Consider the following 20,528-nt stretch of genomic DNA (forward strand, 5'->3'; position numbering starts at 1 on the left):
AGCTAGTTATTACTGGCTACTAACTTCTCGCTAATATCAAATACGGTATAAGACAGAGTTAACTCCTCCACATCACTAGGTAACTCAGTATCAACATAAAAAAGTAATTTAAACTCTAACTCCTCGCCAGCTTTCAAAGGTTGCTGGTCAAAGCAAAAACACGCTATTTTGTGTAAATACTTAGCCGCTTTACCCGGCGCTACCGAAGGTATCGCTTGCATCACTTTGTCTTCATTACTATTGTTTTTAGCGCTAAACATAACCTCACGCATGGCCCCTGGTTTTACATCTACACTGTATTCTTTAGATTTAACCTCAAAAGGCGCACCACTTTGGGCATGGGTGGTAAAACTAACGCTAACTTCTCTATTCTCAGTAACCAAGGTACTTTGCTGTGCTTGCTCTAACGAGGGCTTACCATTAAGCCCGGTTATATCGCAAAACACGTCATATATAGGTACCATGGCAAATGCAAAAGCAAACATTGCAATGCAAATAACCACCAGCTTTTTTAATAACGGCAAGTGAGTCATTATTTAATGTCCGGCGGCGTTGAGAACGTATGATATGGCGCTGGTGAATCAACTTCCCATTCAAGCCCTTCTGCCCCATCCCAAACTTTTGCAGGCACTTTATCTCCCCCTTTTGCACATTTATACACAACAACAACGAACAGTAATTGCGATAAACCAAAGGCAAACCCACCTATACTAATAATGGCGTTAAAGTCAGCAAACTGCAGTGCATAATCTGGAATTCGACGTGGCATACCAGCTAACCCCACAAAATGCATTGGGAAAAACAGCACATTTACACTTACCAAGGACAACCAAAAATGCCATTTTGCCAAAGTAATATTGAACATATTTCCGGTCCATTTTGGCAACCAATAATAAGCCCCCGCCATAATAGAAAATACCGCGCCCGTCACCAGCACATAATGGAAGTGTGCAACTACAAAGTAGGTGTCGTGGTATTGAAAATCAGCAGGTGTGATCGCCAACATCAATCCCGAAAAGCCACCTAAAGTAAACAGCACAATAAATGCGATACTAAACAGCATGGGCACTTCAAAGCTAATAGAGCCACGCCACATAGTTGCTACCCAGTTAAATACTTTTACACCGGTAGGTACCGATATCAACATAGTCGCATACATAAAAAACAACTCACCCGCCACGGGCATACCTGTGGTAAACATATGATGCGCCCACACAATAAAGCTCAACAAGGCAATCGAGGAAGTGGCGTACACCATAGAGGCATAACCAAATAGTTTTTTACGTGAAAAAGTAGGAACAATCGTAGAGATAATGCCAAAGGCAGGCAAAATCATAATATAAACTTCAGGATGACCAAAAAACCAAAATATATGCTGGAACATTACCGGATCGCCACCACCAGCGGCGTCAAAGAAGCTGGTCGCAAAGTATTTATCGGTGAGTACCATAGTAACTGCACCAGCAAGTACCGGCATTACTGCAATAAGTAAAAAAGCCGTGATCAGCCATGTCCACACAAATAACGGCAGTTTCATCCATGTCATACCCGGAGCACGCATATTCACTATGGTGACCACCACATTAATGGCACCCATAATCGAACTGATACCCATTATATGTACCGCAAATACAAACATTGCTGTGTTGTCGTTACTATAAGTGGTGGAAAGCGGAGCGTAAAAGGTCCACCCAAATGCAGGACCGCCACCAGGCATAAACAATGACGCTAACAAAATCAAAAACGCAAATGGTAAAATCCAGAAGCTCCAGTTGTTCATTCTCGGTAATGCCATATCTGGCGCACCAATCATTAACGGAATCATCCAGTTTGCCAATCCAGTAAATGCAGGCATTACTGCACCAAACACCATGATTAAACCGTGCACTGTGGTCATTTGATTAAAAAAGTGAGGATCAACCAATTGTAAACCCGGCTGAAATAACTCAGCCCGAATAACCATGGCCATTGCTCCACCAATCAAAAACATGGTGAGAGAAAAAATTAAATATAAGCTTCCGATATCTTTATGGTTGGTTGTAAATAACCAGCGCTTAAAGCCTGTTGCAGGTTGATGGCCATGATGAGCCTCATTGGAATTAGGTTGTTCTGCAATGCTACTCATTATTTAGCCTCCCCATCAGCATCCAGTGCCGCTTGTATTTCGCTTGGTTGAATTACCTCTCCGGTGTCATTACCCCATGCGTTACGCTTATAAGTAATAACGGCTGCTATCTGCTTAATAGATAATTGCTTTGCGAAAGACTGCATCGCTGTACCTGGTTTACCATGAAGTAAGATATCGATATGACCTTTGATATCACCTATAACTATTGGGCTGCCTTTAAGTGCTGGAAAGACACCCGGCAAACCTAAACCTGTAGGTTGATGACACGCTGCACAGCTCGCCATATAAACTTGCTCACCAAGAGCCATCAGCTCCTCTTTTGGTACCACTTGATCTAATAACGCAGCGTCTGCTTCAGCCGCTTTTTGTTTAGCTTGTTTAGCTTCTGCCAACCACGTTTTGAAGTCTTCTTCTGTTTTTGCTTCTACCACAACAGGCATGAAGCCATGATCTTTACCACACAGCTCTGCACACTGCCCGCGGTAAGTACCTACTTCATTAATATTGGTCCATGTTTCGTTAATAAACCCAGGGTTTGCATCTTTTTTAACTGCAAAATCAGGCACCCACCATGAGTGAATTACATCATCTGAAGTCATTAAAAAACGAACTTTTTGGTTAATCGGTAGCACTAGTGGCTTATCTACTTCGAGTAAATAATTCGGGTTTTTATCGGCAAGATTCGTTATTTCATTTTGAGGAGTCGCTAACATTGAATAAAACTCAACGTCCTCCCCCATATACTCGTAATGCCACTTCCACTGTGATCCAGTAATTTTTATGGTGATATCAGCTTTGCTGGCATCCTCCATGGCAATTAACGTTTTAGTCGCAGGAATGGCCATAACAATTAAGATGACAAAAGGAATGGCAGTCCAGAGTATTTCTACTTTGGTACTTTCATGAAACTGGGCAGGGACAGCCCCTTTAGACTTGCGATGATGGATGAGTGCCCAAAACATAATGGCAAACACGATCACCCCAATCACACAACATATTAAAAATATGGTCATGTGCAGTTGGTATACATTATTACTTATATCAGTTACGCCTTTACGCATATTATATTGGCTATTAGCAAGCACATTTTGCGAAAAAACTAACAATATAAGCCACAAGGAAGAACTCAGCTTACCCATGTGACGGCTCCTTTGATGCTATTGCTGACGCAAAGCGAAGAGGCATACGGCTTAAACGCCCATTCGTTATTTTTATTTTTTATAAGGGTGCTGGAGTTACTAAATATGTGTGCTCAAAACGACAAGGCTGTGAGTTATTTTTATTCCAGCTCTTTAATAACTAGTTAAAAAATAAACAATAAGCAAGGTGAGTATGAAAAATAAACAAGGGGGTTACTTAAAAAAGTGCAGCAAAAAAATATTAACTAATGAGGTAATTAATCTAAGAGTCAGAGTTGGTAAGGGGTAGCTTGAATAACAGCGGAAAAAATATAAAGTTTTATGATTTAAAACAATTAGAATAAATTTGTTTATTTATAAAGTATTTAGCGATTTTTTGAAATAACAAAAAGCGATTCACAAGCAATATCGTACAAAAATAATTCATGTAAAAACAGCGCCTAATCAATATTAAGCGCTAAGTTATGTTTAACTATCACATCCAATCAGCGTTACGAATAACACCCACCGCTAAACCTTCAATATTGAAAGATTCATTTTCCAAGTCTACTTCAATAGCTGAAAACTCGTCATTTTCAGCATGCAGTAATACTTTTCTGCCGGCTTTTTCTAGACGTTTAACCGTAACATCATCATCCACTCGAGCAACAACAACCTGACCATTTTCAGCTACTTGAGTTTTATGTACAGCGAGTAAGTCGCCATCCATAATGCCAATATCTTTCATACTCATGCCGTTAACACGCAGTAAAAAATCGGCCGCAGGTTTAAACATTAAAGGGTCAATTTTACAGTGGCTTTCTACATGCTGTTGCGCCAATATTGGCTCACCCGCAGCAACTCGACCAATTAAAGGTAAGCCCAGTTGCTCTGGCTCTTCTTCTTCAACAAGCTGAATACCCCGACTCGCGCCCGGCTTCATTTTAATCACACCTTTTTTAGCCAGTGCTTTTAAATGTTCTTCTGCAGCATTTGCACTTTTAAAACCCAATGTTTGTGCAATCTCGGCACGTGTAGGAGGCATACCAGTGTCTTTAATAAACACTTTGATAAGTTCGAGTATTTGCGCTTGGCGTTTCGTTAATGGTCGCATACAACTGGTTTTCCATACAGTACAATTAACTGTGAGTATATACAGTTATTTAAAAATCGCAAATATAAATTAATACCTCATAAGTGATGATGGCTAAACAATAAGATGCTTTAAAACCCCAATAATAAATGTAATTATTAGCAGCGCATTACCATATTAATTCTCAATTACTTATCCAAGGAGCTAGCATGAGTATTTGGCACCAACCAATTACATTAGAGTTTTGTAAGCAATTAGATCAAGGGATCACTGGCCAAGGCACGCTCATGAAGACCATGGGAATTGAAATCAGTGAAATTGGAGATGACTACTTAGTCGCCACTATGCCAGCCATACCTGAGCATCATAACCCTATGGGTATAGTGCATGGCGGTGCCAATGTAGTCCTTGCTGAAACCGTAGCAAGTTATGCCGCTAACTTTGTAGTTGATTTCAGTCGATTTTATTGTGTTGGGCAAGAGATCAGCGCCAGCCACTTAAAAGCGTCACGCAATGGCACATTAACGGCTACCGCAAGGGCTTATCATATTGGTAAACGCAGCTCAGTTTGGGATATTAAAATAACCAATAGTCGCAATGAGCTTTGCTGCGTATCAAGAATGACCGCAGCCGTAGTCGAACGAAAAGGTTAAATTACTTTTCCAGAGGGTAAATAGTAACTTCTATGCCTGCGCCAATTGCAGATATGCGTAACAAGGTATCTGCATGCAAGGCCTGATTAAAACATTTTGGCGACGTACCCGACTCAAACCCCATATCAAACGTTCTGCGAGAACAACTTAACCATTGCTTTAATGCATTGCGTGAACACGACTCAATTAGCTCACATAAGTGATTAATTGCTTTATCAGGTGTGGTTATTTCACCAGCTACTTCGATGCGTGCCAGTTGGCGGTATTCGTCTTTATCATAATGTAAAATGGTTGCGACCTTTTTTAAATCAGCAACTAATACGCTAATATCTTGCTTTGACTCAAGCTCGAGATCTACATTTAAAAATTGAATTTCCGACATACAGTTGTGTTACCCCACTTAAATTTCACCGCAAACTTTAACCTAATTTTGCATTTATACCAAATCAACAGCTTATAATTTATTTAATTCCTTTATTAAGCTGCAAGTATTAAAGTAACGGTTAATACAGCTATTAACCTAATGATAGCTAGCTCCATTAGGTACCTTGCACAAAAAATAATAATAATGAGAAAGCGAATGAACAAACGCATTTTTAAAACAGCCCGTAAGCTGCATAAATGGCTAGGCTACTTTTTAGTAATACAAATTTTTGCATGGCTGCTTGGCGGTTTATTTATGAGCGCCATGCCACTTGAAAAAGTACACGGTAAACACCTTGCAAACCGCAAACTAGAAAACCCTTTCAGCCAAGCCGATTACACAGCCTCACTTGATAAAATTATTGCGAATACACCACAACCCCAGCAAATTAATTATAGTCACTTTTTAAATACCCCAGTAATTACAGTAACTACAGCGAGTAAAACCTATAGTTTTAATGGTACAACTGGCGACCCACTTTCAGCACCAAGCAAGGCACAAATAATCACTAATGCCCACGCTCACCTTTTAATTAATGCAAACGTTATAAGCACTAAAAAGCTGGCAACCAGTTTTAGAGAAGCCGGGTTTAAAGAAAATATTTGGCAAGTTAATTTTAACGATATGCTTAGTACCAGCTTATATTTTAATGCTGATAACGGCGAGTTCATTACAGTTCGCAGTAATATTTGGCGAGTGTTTGACTTCTTTTGGATGTTACACATTATGGATTACGATGAGCGCGAGGATTTTAACAACCCGTTACTCATTAGCTTTGCTGCCAGCAGTGTGTTTTTTAGTTTTACTGGTTTTATTTTATTACTGCAAAACATCCGATTAAGAACAAGAAAACGTAAGCTATCCTGAGTTTTTAAGCAGGTTGTACAGAAAACTGATTTACCATTTAGGTTATTCTCTTTAAAATCGCGGCTCCTGTAGTTCACTAAAGTGATAGGATATGCCGCATTTTATTTTTGCGTTATTGCTTTGCGTTATCAGCTTTACTATTAATGCTGAGCAATTTACTCGTTTTTCCAGTGCTAAAAAACACTTAATTAAAACCTTACCAACGGATGCAAAAAGTATCTATTGTGGTTGCGACATAAAACGTAAAGGCAAAAAGTTAGTACCCGATGCAACCCATTGTGGTTATGTGCCACGCAACACATTTACCCGCTCAGGTAACGTGAACCAACGCGCTCTGCGAATAGAATGGGAACATATTGTACCCGCTTGGGAGTTCGGTCATCAGTTACAATGCTGGCAAGATGGTGGACGTAAAAATTGCCGTAAAGTAAGTGCAAAGTTTCGCATGATGGAAGCTGATATTAACAATTTAGCTCCCGCAATCGGTGAAATTAACGCTGATCGTTCAAACTATCGCTTTGGCATGTTAGCCCAAAATGCTAATCAATATGGTCGCTGTGAGGTTAAGGTTAATTTTAAACAACGCGTTATAGAGCCTCCGGTTTATGCACGTAAACGTATTGCCGATGCATACGCTTACATGCAAAAAACTTATGGTTTAAAAATATCAAATCAACAACAAAAGCTGTTTAATGCGTGGCAACAACAAGCTTATGCCGCAAACACCGACAGTAAAAAGCTGTAACTTATGTTTATAATGCTTGGTGTGGTCCAAATATTTCGTAATGAATATTCGCGCTCTGTACACCTAAGTCAAGTAGTTGGCCTTTTACATAAGCCATAAATGAAGCTGGTCCACACAAATAAAATGCCCCTTCGCTAATAGGCAGTGATGCTTCAAGCACAGATAAATCCATAAGACCTGTGTAATCACATCCCCCACCACCTTGATTAAACCAGGTTAAGGTTTTTAGTTGTGGATGCATAGCCGTTTGCTGAGCTAGGTAGTCTTTAAATGAATACTCAAGGCTATTTTCACACGCGTGTAAGTAACTAATCGCTTGATTAGTATTGTCGCTCAATAGCGTTTGCAGCATAGCCATCATTGGGGTTTGGCCAACACCTGCAGAAATAAGCACAACGGGGCTTGTTGCATCTTTCAAAAAGAAATCACCTGCTGGTGGGTATAGCTCTACTCGTGCGCCCTGCTCTAGTGAGTGTAAATAGTTAGACACCACGCCAGGCTGTGGTTGGCACTCTTTTTTAACGCTAATACGATAGTTTTTAGCATTGCTCTTTTGCGAAATAGAATACTGGCGGATCTCTTCATATTCTGCCCCCTCAGGCTTAACTTTAATGCCAATATATTGTCCTGGCTTGTGGGAAATAACAGCTTTGCCGTCTAAAGGTGTGAGGATAAAGCTGGTTACAAATTCAGACTCAACATGTTTATGAGTAATTTCAAACTTCCGTGTACCTACCCAGCCACCATGATTATTTTTACTGTGTGCATACAACGCTGCTTCTTCGGTAATACAAATATCAGCCAGTAGGTTATAAGCTTCTCGCCATGCGTATTCAACATCAGCTGTAAACTGATCAGGAATAAGCTCTTTAAGTGTGCCGATCAAATGCGCCCCTACAATAGGGTAGTGTTCGGGTAAAATATTCAAGCTGGTATGCTTATGGTTAATTCTAGCTAATGCCTCTTTTAACACGGCTAAATTATCAATATTTTGCGCATACGCAGCCAAGGCATTAAATAATGCAAATTGCTGACGACCCGTTTCTTGGTTAGTCATATTAAAAATATGTTTAAGTTCCGGGTTATGGCTAAACATGCGCTTATAAAAATGATCGGTGACGGCTGTACCCGCTTCTGCAAGTAATGGAGCTGTACTTTTTACAATCTCAATAGTTTTTTCAGATAACATTTTGGTTTCCTATGGGTGAACTAACCACGACGCCCATCAACACGACGCCGCGTTAATATAGGAGTGCAGTGAATTAAAAATAATAAAAAGGCCAGTAACCAAAGCACAGCACTGATCTGCCAAGCTAGGTGTGGCCCAATAAAAGACGGGAGAAAAGCACGAATAATTGCGGCACTAAACACCAATGCAAATGCAAGATTCATAAAACCAGGAATACTAAGTGAGCGACCGGTATGTCCTAGTGATACCCGTGTCATCATGGCTAAAATCATCATGCCGATACCACCAATAGTGATAAAATGCAGAGCATCTTTAAACAGTATTGCACTGCTATAAAAACTGATTGCCACTAACATTAAACCTATACCTAAAGCTAAATACGCAAAGTGTAACGACCATAATAATGGGACTTTTAGGACTTGCTTGTTCCACCAGCAAACACCGCGAACTAAATGCAAAAACGCTGCACTCATCACAACTAGTGCCGGGTTAATTACAGTGAAAAATAATTTACTAATAAAAAATAATGCTATCGCCAATACCGATAAGTATAAAATAGCTTTATCTATGTTTGGTGTGCGTACCTGCTTAGATAAGCCCAGCCCTTTGGCAGTAAAAAAGGGTAATACACGCCCAGCTACAACTCCTACCAACAAGCTTATAACCAGTACTGCGGTATCAACCATTGCAAGCGCTAGCTGCGTTTGGTTTTTTAGCACTAGTATTAAATACAACATATTGAGCGTACATAAAAATGAAAGAATAAATAAAAACAAGTAGTTGCGTTTACTGCTCGCTTTTATCAACATGCTGGCTAACACTATAATTACCGAGAGCCACCAAACAACTTGTAAAATCAGTACCGCATAAACATTAAACTGAGCAATGCTAGGCACAACTACAAAAAAACTAAGCCGTGCACTAAGCCATATTAGGCTAAGCCACATCAATGGTTTACCGTTAATACTTGCAACACCGGTCCATGTTTGTGCTGCAGTAAGTAAAAAGCCAGCCACAACCACGCCCGCAAAACCAAATAACATTTCATGTGCATGCCACAAATTAGCAGGCATAACTAAATACCACTGTGCATCGCCACTTAAAATAAGTAACCAATAACCCACAGACAAACACGCTAGTGATCCACCAGCTAAAAAAAAGGGTCTAAATGCCAACATCCATAATGACCATTGTGATACCTGATGAAATGCGACCTGCGCTGGCATAGGTTCGGCTAAGTTTATGGGCTTCATTAGCGCACCTCCTGTCCCAGCCCATGCTGTGCCACACAGCGCAGTACGTAACTCACTTTGATAATAGCCGCGAGAACAATCGTGCTAATATGTGCAAAAATTTGTACCGGTATAGAAAAGTAGCCTGCATAGGGATAACTTATTAGCAGCGTAATCAACACCCCCAATACGCTAATACATAGCATCTTATTTGCATGAGATAGCACACGGTAATACAGAGAATTAGACTTCACTGAATAATTAACCTGCTCTAAAAAAATACTGCTCATAACAACTCCAATAACTGCTTTCGTTATTTTGTTATTACACAGACCATGCCAATTAAATAAAACTCTTAAATTCAAAGCGTTATTTAATTTCACTTTACAAAAAGAGTCTTTATGACCTACTATAAAAACCAATTAAATACACTAACAGGTCATTTTGACATGAACCAACAACTCAATCTGACTCGAGTTGCCTTGGAGCTTGCACAAAGCACCTTACATGCCCACAGTTTTGAGCAGCTCTTAGCCACAGTTGAACGTGTTATTCCAAGTAATGCTAGCGCCTTGTTAATTCGCCAAGGCGAGCAATTAAAACCTTTAGCGATTAAAGGTTTAATGCCTGATAGCTTAGGCAGGCGCTTTAACATTGCAGAGCATCCTCGCCTAGATGCTATTTGTAATCACCGCTTGGCACTGCAATTTGCACATGACTGCCCGCTTCCAGACCCATATGACGGCTTACTACTAGCTAAAACGGGTGATATTCCAGTGCATGCCTGCTTAGGGTTACCGCTTTATGATAAAGATTCGCTGCTTGGTATTTTGACCTTTGATAGCCTAAACGCTGATGCGTTTGACGGCATTACCGCTGATACGCTTAATACCTTACAAACCTTGTGCAGTGCGCACTTTAAAACAGCCCTAGAGCTTGCCCATTACAAACAACATGCCCAGCACTCAAGTGAATTAGTACAAGAGTTAAACCGTGAGGCGCTCAAGCGTGATGGTGGTGAAATTATTGGCCAAAGCCCAGTAATACAAACCCTTAAAAACGAAATAAAGCTGGTTGCAGCCTCTAATTTTAGTGTATTAATTTTAGGTGATACTGGGGTCGGCAAAGAGTTGGTGGCGCGTAATATTCACTTGCATTCAGCACGCAAAGATCAGCCATTGATCCATTTAAATTGTGCATCACTGCCTGAAAACCTCGCCGAAAGTGAATTTTTTGGCCATGCAAAAGGCGCCTTTACGGGGGCACAAAATGCTCGCCAAGGTAAGTTTCAGTTAGCCGATGGCGGTACCTTATTTTTGGATGAAATAGGCGAGCTACCACTGGCAATGCAAAGTAAATTATTACGGGTACTGCAAAGTGGCGAAGTACAAACCGTTGGTGAAGATGAACTTAAATATGTTGATGTTAGAGTGATTGCAGCCACTAACCGTGATTTGAAACACGAAGTAGAACAGGGGCGATTTCGCGCCGACTTATATCATCGCCTAAGTGTGTACCCGTTAAGCGTGGCGCCGTTAAAAGCCCGTGATGAAGATGTTATTTTATTAGCCGGTTATTTTTTGGAAAAAACAGCTCGTAAGCTTGCGATTAAACAGCTAAAACTCAGCATTGAAACGCAATTACTGCTAAAAAAATATGACTGGCCTGGCAATGTAAGAGAGCTGGAACATGTTATTAATCGCGCCGCATTAAAAGCTAAACAGCATCAATGGCAGCAGCCAATTATTACTATTCAGCCAGAGCATTGCGAGCTAAACTTAAGCGCTGTTAACACCTTAGCTCTTGAACACTCAAACCAGCTTGCAACCACACCTTTAACAAACAACATTTCGTTAAAACAAGCCACCGATACTTACACTCAGCAGCTTATTATACAGCAACTTAAACAACATAATTATAACTGGGCAAGCACAGCGCGTAGTTTACAGGTCGACCGCGCTAACTTAACACGGCTAGCCAAGCGCTTGGGTATTTCTATAAAAAAATCGTTGTAGCTTTTTTAACTTAATTTACGCTGCTTAAAATAGGTTTTTAATAACTGACTAAACGCTTGCACTTTCGCAGTACGATGCACTAAATGATGCGTCACTAACCATAAGTCAGTAGGCCAACTAAGTTCGTTAGGTAATACAGGCACTAAATCAGAGTATTGCGCTGCAACATCATGTTGTAATCCGCCAATCCCTAGCCCCTTAACGATGGCGCGAGTAGCCTCTGAGGTTTCTGATACTCTAAGTTTAACTTGCGACGAGGGAATATTTTCATCAACCCACGAAAAATATGGCACTTTGCCATTATACCCAGCCACACCCGATACAAAATTATGCACCGAGAGTTGTGCTAACGTTTGTGGCAAGCCATAACGACTAATGTAATGTTTTGAGGCATAAAATCCTGACGAGAGTGCCGCCAAGTGCTGCGCAATATAATCACCTTCATCCGGTCTAGGGCCTGCTCTTACAGCGATATGTGCTTGGCCATGGTCTAAGCGCAAACGCTTTTGATCCATAATCACTTGTAATTGCACTTGCGGATGCAAGGTTTGAAACTGCTCGCATACCTCACTTAATACATCTATAAAACCACTCACAGTGGTGAGTAACAAACTACCTTGTAAGGTACTATCTGCTGCAATTATGTCACTGTGTAAACGCTCTAGCTCACCGTTAATTGCTTGTGCTGTGGTAAATAACTTAGCGCCAATCTCTGTGACTTTGTAGCCACGAGCATGGCGGTGGAATAATCGCGCATTTAAGCTTTTTTCTAAGTTATTAATTCGTCTGAGCACCGTGCTATGATGCACATCTAGCGCTTCGGCTGCTGCAGTTAAAGTACCTAACCGCGCCACCTCAAAAGCAACCTTAAGATCTTGCCAATCATCAAATTGAATTGCCATGGTAACCACTCTTTAAACTGTGCATATATGCACACAAGTTTTGCGTTTATTTGGCTTTTCTGCAAGTGATTATTTGTTAAAGTCATACCTATAGATAATCAGCATCAGGATCAACTCATGACTACACCAAAAATTATTGCCCTAGCAGGTAGCTTACGTAAAGACAGCTTCCATCAAAAACTTATTAATGAAGCTGCACGTTTTGCACTAGAAAGTGGCGCTGAAGTGGAAGTGATTAAACTTGCAGACTTAGCCATACCAATGTTTGATGAAGATTTAGAAGCACAAGGCACACCAGCCGGCGTACAACAATTAAAGGACAAACTGCGCACAGCCGATGGTATTTTACTGGCCAGCCCAGAATATAATGGTTCTATTACCGCGGTGTTAAAAAATGCCATTGATTGGGCATCTCGCACCGAACAAGGCGCAGAGCCTGCATTTGCAAATAAAGTAACCGCATTATATGCAGCATCACCAGGTGGACTTGGCGGCTTACGTGGCTTAAATCACGTGCGTGATATTTTATCTGGCATTGGCAGTTTAGTATTAGCCAATCAATTAGCTGTACCGGCTATTCATACTTTGTTAGACGAAAACGGCCGTATTAACGACCCTGCTACCGCTGAAAAAGTAGCCGGCCTTGCGCAGCAGTTGGTTAGCGTAGCAAGTAAACTAAAATAAACATTCGCTACAACTTTGTTGCTGCAAGCTTTGCAGCAATAAAGTCTTCATGGGTAACGTACAATAGGTTTGCAACACGACGAATAACGTATTCTTCTTGTGGATCAAGTTCACCATCTGAGTATGCTAATCGCCAGAGTAGTTCAACTATTTCAATGCGCTGCTTTGCACTGCATTGATTATTAATTTGCTTTGAAAATTGAAAATAATCAATGGCGTCATCTAAGCTCGAACTTGCCTGCTCAGTTAGCTCATCGACTGCTTCATCAGTTAAATCAAAATACTTTTTTAATGTCAGACTTAGCGTATGCTGCTCATCTGCCTGTAAATCGTTATCCGCTCGCATTACCTCAATTAATAACGCGGCAACCGCTGTTTTTAAATCATGTTGTTCAATATCATAATCTTGCTGATCAATACTCGAAAAAAGCTGTTTAATTTGCTTGAACATCACATTTCCCCTTTTTGGGTGTTAGACTTATATCATAACGGGTGTAATAGATATGCTGATCACACTACCCAAAATCAAGATGGAGTTAAAGGTTTATGAGCAGAAAAGCAAATCATTATATATATGGAAGTATTAGCTGGGTATTTTTAACAGCGTGTTCGAATGTGTCGGCAGAGCAAACTGAAATGCAGCGACTCTATGACTTTGATGAAAAGGTGCATTACAAGCAAACTCAAATAGACACTAACAATTACCACTTAGAAATACAGTCTGATGACTACCCACATTTTAGAAACCAAAGTGTGTTTTTATTGCGCCACGCAAACCGTTTATGTCGCGATAACCCTTTCATGTTAAAAATAACTGAAGGCGTGCAAGAGTATGAGCGCTTTCCAACTAAACCACGCGCTTATCAGCCACCACTGAGTGTATTTGTGCAGTGTGAAATGCCTGCAGAAAAAACCTCAAAGAAATAACATCTCATTATGTTTCCATAAAACCACTGAGCATTAAAACAGCCAGTGGTTTTAATATAAAAACAGATTAGTTAACACCATATCCCCACGGTGCAGCCGGTGGTGTGATAGGCTTAGTTAAATCAAAATCCACGCGAAATTCGCGACCTTGGCGAATAAGTCGGTAAGTGAACTTTTCAGGGTAAATATACATTTGCCATGTATTGCCAACCGATTGTGGTATGCCTTGGCTAACAAATAACTCTTTTGAATACTGATCAGCAGGGAATGACTGCATGTTAGCAAAACCCGCATCCAAAGTATGACCACCATACATAGTTGATACATCATCAGTACCATCTTTATGGCGGTGATCGTGCTTTAAGCTCAACCCACTGCCTGTTTTAGTAATGATCCACGTACGTGAGGCGTCATCACCCACATGAAACGGCACTTGTAGCTCACGTTCATTACACTTACGCACATGCATAACTAATTTTTTATCGGCAAATGAACTCGGCCCTGTGGCATTATCAACCGTTACTTTACCTTCAAAAGCTTTACCACAATGGGCAGCAATATTATCAAAAAAGCCATCATGGCTTGGAATTGATACTAAAGGCGCTGGGCGTGCTATTGCAGCGGTTGATGCAAGCATTAGTGCTGCAGCTGTTAATAATTTCATAATGTATCCCTAAACATGTAAAAAATTAGCTTAGCGTTTAAACAAACACAAAGACAGTAATCACGATGAACAGCATCTGACAGCAATAAAAAACGCGGCTTATGCCGCGTTTCATTATTTAATAACTTTTAAGCCACTATTGCCAAGGACGCTCAGCGGCAAGCTTTGCTTCAAACGCATCAATTTGCGGGTTTAAGGTCTCGGTTACACCGATAAAGTCTAAGCCACTTAATAAACGCTCTTTCACGTCTTTGCGAATATCAAAGCTGATTGGCGCAAATTTATTGCTGCGCAATTGCTGGTTTTCTAAATCCACATCAATGTGAATATCGTCATGCTGCTCACTTAACACAAATAAGTCTTCTAATATTTGCGCTGGCAATGCAATAGCAAGCATTTGGTTATTGCCACAGTTATTAAAGAAAATATCAGCAAAGCTTTCAGCTAAAATTACTTCAAACCCATATTGCTTTAATGCCCATGGTGCGTGTTCACGTGATGAACCACAACCAAAGTTATCGCGCGTTAACAATATTTGTGCGCCTTGGTAACAAGGACGATTTAAAATAAATTCAGGGTTTGCCTCACCATTATCTAAATAACGCCAATCGTAAAACAAGGCCGCATCAAAGCCGTCACGGCTAGTTGAAGTTAAAAACTGCTTAGGAATAATTTGGTCGGTATCGACATTGTTTTTATCTAGTGGGGCCATTAAGCCGCTAAAATAAGTACTCATTAGGCTTCTCCTCTAATATCAACAAAGTGGCCATGTATTGCTGCCGCTGCCGCCATTGCTGGGCTCACTAAGTGTGTACGCCCACCTCGCCCTTGGCGTCCTTCAAAATTACGGTTAGATGTAGATGCACAGCGTTTACCTGCACCTAAACGGTCGTCATTCATTGCTAAACACATAGAACAACCTGGCTCACGCCATTCAAATCCTGCAGCTTTAAATATGTCGGCAAGGCCTTCGTCTTCTGCTTGTTGTTTAACCAAGCCTGAGCCCGGAACAATTAATGCTTCAATGCCAGCAACCACTTGCTTGCCTTCAACAATTTTTGCAGCGGCGCGTAAATCTTCAATGCGGCTGTTGGTACATGAGCCAATAAATACTGTATCTACTTTGGCAGTTGATAACTTATCGCCCGCTTTTAAACCCATGTATTTAAGTGCACTACGAATGGCATCAGCTTTAATTAAATCAGTTTCTTTGTCTGGATCTGGAATACATTCGTCAACGCCAATCACTTGCTCTGGGTTAGTCCCCCAGGTGATCTGTGGTTGAATATTAGCAGCATCTAGCTCTACCTCTAAGTCAAAGGTTGCGCCATCATCAGTTTTTAAAGTTTCCCAGTAGGCAACAGCGGCGTCAAAATCAGCGCCTTTTGGTGCAAACGGGCGGCCTTTTAAGTACTCGTAAGTGATTTTATCTGGGGCAATTAAACCTGCCTTGGCACCCATTTCAATACTCATGTTACACAACGTCATGCGCGCTTCCATCGAAAGCGCCTCTATGCCTTCGCCACAAAATTCAGCCACATAACCCGTACCACCAGCAGTGCCTAGTTTACCTATAACCGCCATAATTAAATCTTTAGCAGTTACTGTTGGGCGTAACACACCGTTAATTTGAATTTTTAACGACTTAGCCTTTTTTTGCTGTAGCGTTTGCGTAGCTAATACGTGCTCAACTTCTGAGGTTCCAATACCATGGGCAAGCGCTCCAAACGCGCCGTGGGTTGAGGTATGACTATCGCCGCATACTATGGTGGTGCCTGGCAAAGTGATCCCTTGCTCTGGGCCAATCACATGTACTATACCTTGATTTACTGAATTTAAGTCGTACAGCAAAATACCAAATTCTTTACAGTTTGCATCCAGTGCCATTAGTTGATTTTTAGAGACTTCGCTGGCTGCATCTAATGAACGGCTTTTAGTTGAAACATTATGATCCATGGTCGCAATGGTTTTTTCTGGACAGCGCACTTTACGATTTTTTTCACGTAAACCTGCAAATGCTTGTGGCGACGTCACTTCGTGTACTAAATGACGGTCAATATAAAGTAAATCGGTTTGCTCGTTGATGCTGGCAACCGTGTGTGCTTGCCAAATTTTATTGTATAAAGTTTGAGCCACTTGCTAACTCCCTGATCTGATTGAGCCACAGCCTAACGGTGCTGTGGCTTTAATAATTAAATGCGTGAAACGATAGCCGCTGCAACATCGGTGGTGGTATAGCCGCCCTGCGGATAAATATCAGGCGTCCCCACACCCGCTTCAACCGCCTCTGCAACTGCTTTTTCAATGGTGCGAGCCGCTTCATCTTGTCCTAATGAATAACGTAACATTAATGCGGCACTTAAAATTTGTGCAATAGGGTTAGCGACCCCTTTTCCGGCGATATCGGGCGCTGAGCCACCCGCGGGTTCATACAAGCCAAAGCCTGATTGATTTAAGCTAGCCGAAGGTAATAGCCCCATGGAGCCGGTGATCATCGCGCATTCGTCCGATAAAATGTCGCCAAATAAGTTATCGCACAGTAATACATCAAACTGGCTAGGCTGTTTAACTAGCTGCATCGCTGCATTATCTACATAAATATAATCTAAGCTCACCTCAGGAAACTCTTTACTCACTTCAGTGACTACTTCACGCCAAAGTACACTTGATGCTAAAACATTGGCTTTATCAACCGAGGTTACATGATTGCTGCGCAATTTAGCGGCCTCAAAAGCAAAACGTGCAATACGCTCAATTTCTTTACGCGAGTATGTTTGGGTGTCAAATGCCGCTTCTTCAGCACCTTCGCCACTGCGACCTTTTTCACCAAAATAAATACCGCCGGTTAGCTCACGCACACACAAAATATCAAAGCCTTTTTCACTAATATCAGCACGAAGTGGTGATGCTGCGCTTAATGCGGGTAACAATTGAGCAGGACGTAAGTTACAAAACAAACCAAAGTGCTTTCGTAGTGGTAACAATGACGCGCGCTCTGGTTGATCATTCGGTGGTAAATGCTCCCACTTAGGGCCACCCACGGAGCCAAATAAAATAGCATCGGCGTTTTCACAGGCTTTTAAAGTTGTATCAGGAAGTGCTTTGCCAAATTCATCAATGGCTGCGCCGCCAATCGCGTGATGCTCACGGTTCAGAGTAAAACCAAATTTATCACTGACTGCGTCAAGTACTTGCTCTGCAGCTGCCATAACTTCTGGGCCAATACCGTCGCCTGCTAATACGGCAACGCTGTAATGTGTTTTACTCATCCTGCTTTCCTTTGTTGTTTTAAATCAGACACTTTTTGTGCTCGATAAATTAAGTTATAAACCCGAACCATAGCCCGTACTGAGGCTTCGACCACATCGGCCGCAATACCAGCACCGTGATAGGGACGACCATCATATTTAGCAATAATATTCACTTGCCCCAATGAGCTAGCGCCTTGGCCGGTGGCCTCTAAATTGTATTCAATCATTTCAACACTCATACCTGTTAAGCGCTCAATAGCAGCAAACGAAGCTTCAACTGGACCATTACCTGTTGCGGCTTCTTGTTTTGCTTCGCCATCAATCAGCAAGCCTATGGTTGAGCTGGCCACCGATTGTGAATTAGACGCAGAGTTAACAAACTCTAACTGGTACTTTTCGTCTTTGTCGTTAATTTGATTAAAGTAAATCATGGCCTCTAGGTCGTAGTCGTATACTGTGCCTTTTTGATCAGCCAGCGCAACGAAACTTTGGTATAAGCTATCCATGTCGTAATCTGATTTTTGATAGCCTAATTCTTCTAAGCGGTGCTCTATAACATGACGGCCTGAGCGTGAGGTCATGTTTAATTGATTACTTGGTACACCAACACTTTCTGGTGACATAATTTCATACGTGTTTTGCGCTTTTAATACACCGTCTTGATGAATACCTGAGCTGTGAGCAAAGGCATTTTCGCCAACAATCGCTTTATTTGGCTGTACCGGCATATTACAAATTTTGGCCACTTGACGAGAGGCGCGATAAATTTCTTCGCTTTTTATGTCGGTATATACGTTTAAGTGGTCTTTACGCATTTTCATGATCATTGCCACTTCTTCAAGTGAACAGTTCCCCGCACGCTCACCTATACCATTAATGGTGCATTCAATTTGGCGTGCACCGGCTTGCACTGCGGCCACGGAGTTGGCAACGGCTAAACCTAAATCGTTGTGGCAATGCACACTTAAACGCGCTTTATCTATATTTGGCACGTTATTCATTAAATGACGGATCATTGCTGCGTATTCATCTGGAGTTACAAAACCGACTGTATCTGGCAAATTAATTGTTGATGCACCGGCGTTAATTGCTTGCTCAACAATTTTGCATAAATCCCAATGCGGTGTACGCCCAGCATCTTCACACGAAAACTCAACATCATCGGTATAGTTACGCGCTAATTTAATAGATTTAACAGCCATTGCAGTGGCATCATCAAGACTCATACGCAACTTGTGTTCAAGATGAAGCGGGCTGGTGGCAATAAAAGTATGAATACGGCTTTGCTGTGCAGCGCGCAGCGCATCGCCACAGGCCTCGATATCTTTGGCAACCGAGCGAGCTAAGCCACAAATAATAGGGCCTTTAACCTCGGTGGCAATACGTTGCACTGAGCGAAAGTCAGCTGGGCTCGACACCGGAAACCCCACTTCCATTACATCCACATTTAAGCGGCTAATGGTATGCGCCAGTTGAACTTTATCGTCTTCTGTTAGGCTTGCTTTTAGTGCCTGCTCACCATCACGTAAGGTGGTATCAAAAATCCATACTTTATCTTGCTGTTGCATAACTGCCCCTCAATTCCTGTATTACCCAAATTTCGATTTATCCCTGCAGCGAGATAAAAAAAACCCCGCGGTTGCGGGGTTTTTAATGTTTAACTCAATGCAAACACACTAATCCCCGCTCACTTGCCACAGCAGTAAGAGGTTTAGGTTTAGTGTAATTAAGCGAATAGTTTGCATCTGTTTTCTTGTGTGTGTGTCCAATGAGGCTTATTTTTATCATTGCAACGCAGTTGGCGCAAGCATAAAAATACCAAACAAATAATTAAAGGGGACTTTCTGGGGATTTAAAATTCAAAAAAAAATGGATAGCAGAATAAAATATCCAACTTAAACCTAGAGCAGGTTTAAATTAATAAGCGCTGTAAAATACAGCGCTTATTTTAACTTTTTTAATATTTATTCTTTATTTTCAGCACGTACGTAATTTGACGCGCCGCGCGTAATATAACGTAACTGCCATATAACTCGCTCAATCAGTTCATCGCGTTGCTGACCTTCAATATCGAGCGCTTCAGCGCCTGCATTAAATACCAAAGTAACCATGGCTTCTGCCTGAATATACGCATGAATAGCATCGCAGGGGGTTTCACTTTCTAAATAATGTGCGAGTTCTAAAATAAAGTGTTTTACTTCACGTGCCACTGCTGCTCTAAATGCTTTTGAGGTACCTGAGCGTTCACGCAGCAAAAGTCTAAACTGATTGCTTGAGTTATCAATAAACTCCATAAAAGTAACCACAGAGGTGTTGATGACACTGCCACCACTGGCTATTCGTCTGCGTGCTTGACGCATCAGCTGGCGCAGGGTTAAACCCGCTTCATCAACCATGGTTAAGCCCAACTCGTTCATATCTTTAAAGTGACGATAAAAAGAGGTAGGCGCAATACCAGCTTCGCGTGCTACTTCACGCAAGCTTAAATTAGAAAAGCTATGATCAGCACTAAGTTGATTAAATGCAGCTTCAATTAATGCTTGTCGTGTTTTTTGTTTCTGTTGTGCTCTAACACCCGACATCAACAGCTCCCTGAGTGAATTTGTAATAAATTTTTAATTAAAAAAATAGCTAAT

22 protein-coding genes are annotated in these 20,528 nt (G+C 41.3%); 6 read left to right on the forward strand and 16 right to left on the reverse strand.

Annotated features, from left to right (window positions below):
* Positions 1-2: 2 nt before the first annotated feature.
* The 4 genes from ACNSN2_RS14050 to lexA form a co-directional block, all read right to left on the reverse strand.
* Complete coding sequence (locus tag ACNSN2_RS14050) at positions 3-533, reverse strand: cytochrome c oxidase assembly protein (RefSeq protein WP_010392384.1); 531 nt, start codon at positions 531-533, stop codon at positions 3-5.
* Entirely contained in the window at positions 533-2,125 is a 1,593-nt protein-coding gene (gene ctaD / locus ACNSN2_RS14055; protein WP_010392382.1) for a cytochrome c oxidase subunit I, read from the reverse strand. The genes ACNSN2_RS14050 and ctaD overlap by 1 nt, the downstream gene beginning before the upstream one ends.
* Complete coding sequence (gene coxB, locus ACNSN2_RS14060; protein WP_054202822.1) at positions 2,125-3,267, reverse strand: cytochrome c oxidase subunit II; 1,143 nt, start codon at positions 3,265-3,267, stop codon at positions 2,125-2,127. The genes ctaD and coxB overlap by 1 nt, the downstream gene beginning before the upstream one ends.
* Positions 3,268-3,742: 475 nt before the next feature.
* Positions 3,743-4,360, reverse strand: coding sequence for a transcriptional repressor LexA (gene lexA, locus ACNSN2_RS14065; protein ID WP_010392379.1), 618 nt, complete (start codon positions 4,358-4,360; stop codon positions 3,743-3,745).
* A 188-nt stretch (positions 4,361-4,548) separates the two neighbouring features.
* Here lexA and ACNSN2_RS14070 point away from each other — a divergent pair, with 188 nt between their 5' ends.
* The gene (locus tag ACNSN2_RS14070) at positions 4,549-4,992 is read left to right on the forward strand and encodes a PaaI family thioesterase (protein ID WP_008114168.1); all 444 of its coding nucleotides are present in this window, start codon (positions 4,549-4,551) and stop codon (positions 4,990-4,992) included.
* A gap of 1 nt (position 4,993) precedes the next feature.
* Here ACNSN2_RS14070 and ACNSN2_RS14075 read toward each other — a convergent pair whose 3' ends face one another.
* Positions 4,994-5,374: a hypothetical protein gene (locus tag ACNSN2_RS14075; protein ID WP_008114170.1), complete on the reverse strand. Its 381-nt coding sequence runs from the start codon at positions 5,372-5,374 to the stop codon at positions 4,994-4,996.
* Positions 5,375-5,572: 198 nt separating this feature from the next.
* Between ACNSN2_RS14075 and ACNSN2_RS14080 the strand changes: the two genes are divergently transcribed.
* Together ACNSN2_RS14080 and ACNSN2_RS14085 are read left to right on the forward strand one after the other, a co-directional pair.
* Entirely contained in the window at positions 5,573-6,283 is a 711-nt protein-coding gene (locus ACNSN2_RS14080) for a hypothetical protein (protein WP_138570715.1), read from the forward strand.
* Between the two features lie 91 nt (positions 6,284-6,374).
* On the forward strand, positions 6,375-7,028 hold the full coding sequence (locus tag ACNSN2_RS14085; protein ID WP_010392372.1) for an endonuclease: 654 nt from the start codon (positions 6,375-6,377) through the stop codon (positions 7,026-7,028).
* A gap of 7 nt (positions 7,029-7,035) precedes the next feature.
* Here the strand turns inward: ACNSN2_RS14085 and hmpA are convergent, their stop codons facing one another.
* The 3 genes from hmpA to ACNSN2_RS14100 are packed head-to-tail and all read right to left on the reverse strand — an operon-like array spanning position 7,036 to position 9,739.
* Positions 7,036-8,217, reverse strand: coding sequence for an NO-inducible flavohemoprotein (gene hmpA, locus ACNSN2_RS14090; protein ID WP_418607806.1), 1,182 nt, complete (start codon positions 8,215-8,217; stop codon positions 7,036-7,038).
* Between the two features lie 20 nt (positions 8,218-8,237).
* Entirely contained in the window at positions 8,238-9,470 is a 1,233-nt protein-coding gene (locus ACNSN2_RS14095; protein WP_418607808.1) for an NnrS family protein, read from the reverse strand.
* On the reverse strand, positions 9,470-9,739 hold the full coding sequence (locus ACNSN2_RS14100) for a hypothetical protein (RefSeq protein WP_249931422.1): 270 nt from the start codon (positions 9,737-9,739) through the stop codon (positions 9,470-9,472). Before ACNSN2_RS14100 ends, ACNSN2_RS14095 begins: the two co-directional genes overlap by 1 nt.
* 159 nt (positions 9,740-9,898) lie before the next feature.
* Here ACNSN2_RS14100 and norR point away from each other — a divergent pair, with 159 nt between their 5' ends.
* On the forward strand, positions 9,899-11,464 hold the full coding sequence (norR, locus tag ACNSN2_RS14105) for a nitric oxide reductase transcriptional regulator NorR (protein ID WP_418609076.1): 1,566 nt from the start codon (positions 9,899-9,901) through the stop codon (positions 11,462-11,464).
* Positions 11,465-11,469: 5 nt separating this feature from the next.
* On the opposite strand, the gene ACNSN2_RS14110 is transcribed toward norR, so the two are convergent.
* On the reverse strand, positions 11,470-12,366 hold the full coding sequence (locus ACNSN2_RS14110; RefSeq protein WP_010392364.1) for a LysR family transcriptional regulator: 897 nt from the start codon (positions 12,364-12,366) through the stop codon (positions 11,470-11,472).
* 117 nt (positions 12,367-12,483) lie between these two features.
* Here ACNSN2_RS14110 and ACNSN2_RS14115 point away from each other — a divergent pair, with 117 nt between their 5' ends.
* Positions 12,484-13,050 carry an NADPH-dependent FMN reductase gene (locus ACNSN2_RS14115; RefSeq protein ID WP_054202817.1) on the forward strand — a complete coding sequence of 189 codons (567 nt, stop codon included), beginning with the start codon at positions 12,484-12,486 and terminating at the stop codon, positions 13,048-13,050.
* A 7-nt stretch (positions 13,051-13,057) separates the two neighbouring features.
* On the opposite strand, the gene ACNSN2_RS14120 is transcribed toward ACNSN2_RS14115, so the two are convergent.
* The gene (locus tag ACNSN2_RS14120; protein WP_036980539.1) at positions 13,058-13,501 is read right to left on the reverse strand and encodes a TerB family tellurite resistance protein; all 444 of its coding nucleotides are present in this window, start codon (positions 13,499-13,501) and stop codon (positions 13,058-13,060) included.
* A gap of 95 nt (positions 13,502-13,596) precedes the next feature.
* Between ACNSN2_RS14120 and ACNSN2_RS14125 the strand changes: the two genes are divergently transcribed.
* Positions 13,597-13,977 carry a hypothetical protein gene (locus ACNSN2_RS14125; protein ID WP_418607811.1) on the forward strand — a complete coding sequence of 127 codons (381 nt, stop codon included), beginning with the start codon at positions 13,597-13,599 and terminating at the stop codon, positions 13,975-13,977.
* A 67-nt stretch (positions 13,978-14,044) separates the two neighbouring features.
* On the opposite strand, the gene ACNSN2_RS14130 is transcribed toward ACNSN2_RS14125, so the two are convergent.
* The 6 genes from ACNSN2_RS14130 to fabR all read right to left on the reverse strand — a co-directional run bounded on the left by ACNSN2_RS14130 (position 14,045) and on the right by fabR (position 20,474).
* Positions 14,045-14,641: a hypothetical protein gene (locus ACNSN2_RS14130; protein ID WP_008114191.1), complete on the reverse strand. Its 597-nt coding sequence runs from the start codon at positions 14,639-14,641 to the stop codon at positions 14,045-14,047.
* A 136-nt stretch (positions 14,642-14,777) separates the two neighbouring features.
* A complete protein-coding gene (gene leuD, locus ACNSN2_RS14135) occupies positions 14,778-15,377 on the reverse strand; it encodes a 3-isopropylmalate dehydratase small subunit (RefSeq protein ID WP_054202815.1) in 600 nt (199 codons plus the stop codon).
* A complete protein-coding gene (gene leuC / locus ACNSN2_RS14140) occupies positions 15,377-16,777 on the reverse strand; it encodes a 3-isopropylmalate dehydratase large subunit (RefSeq protein WP_138621521.1) in 1,401 nt (466 codons plus the stop codon). The genes leuD and leuC overlap by 1 nt, the downstream gene beginning before the upstream one ends.
* 56 nt (positions 16,778-16,833) lie before the next feature.
* Positions 16,834-17,910, reverse strand: coding sequence for a 3-isopropylmalate dehydrogenase (gene leuB, locus ACNSN2_RS14145; RefSeq protein WP_054202813.1), 1,077 nt, complete (start codon positions 17,908-17,910; stop codon positions 16,834-16,836).
* Positions 17,907-19,460, reverse strand: a complete 1,554-nt coding sequence (leuA, locus tag ACNSN2_RS14150; protein WP_010392352.1) for a 2-isopropylmalate synthase — start codon at positions 19,458-19,460, stop codon at positions 17,907-17,909. Before leuA ends, leuB begins: the two co-directional genes overlap by 4 nt.
* Positions 19,461-19,856: 396 nt before the next feature.
* Positions 19,857-20,474, reverse strand: a complete 618-nt coding sequence (gene fabR, locus ACNSN2_RS14155) for an HTH-type transcriptional repressor FabR (RefSeq protein ID WP_008114202.1) — start codon at positions 20,472-20,474, stop codon at positions 19,857-19,859.
* Between the last annotated feature and the right edge of the window lie 54 nt (positions 20,475-20,528).

Origin of the sequence: Pseudoalteromonas sp. US3C1013, from assembly GCF_048401115.1 — a bacterium.
Lineage (GTDB): Bacteria > Pseudomonadota > Gammaproteobacteria > Enterobacterales > Alteromonadaceae > Pseudoalteromonas > Pseudoalteromonas undina.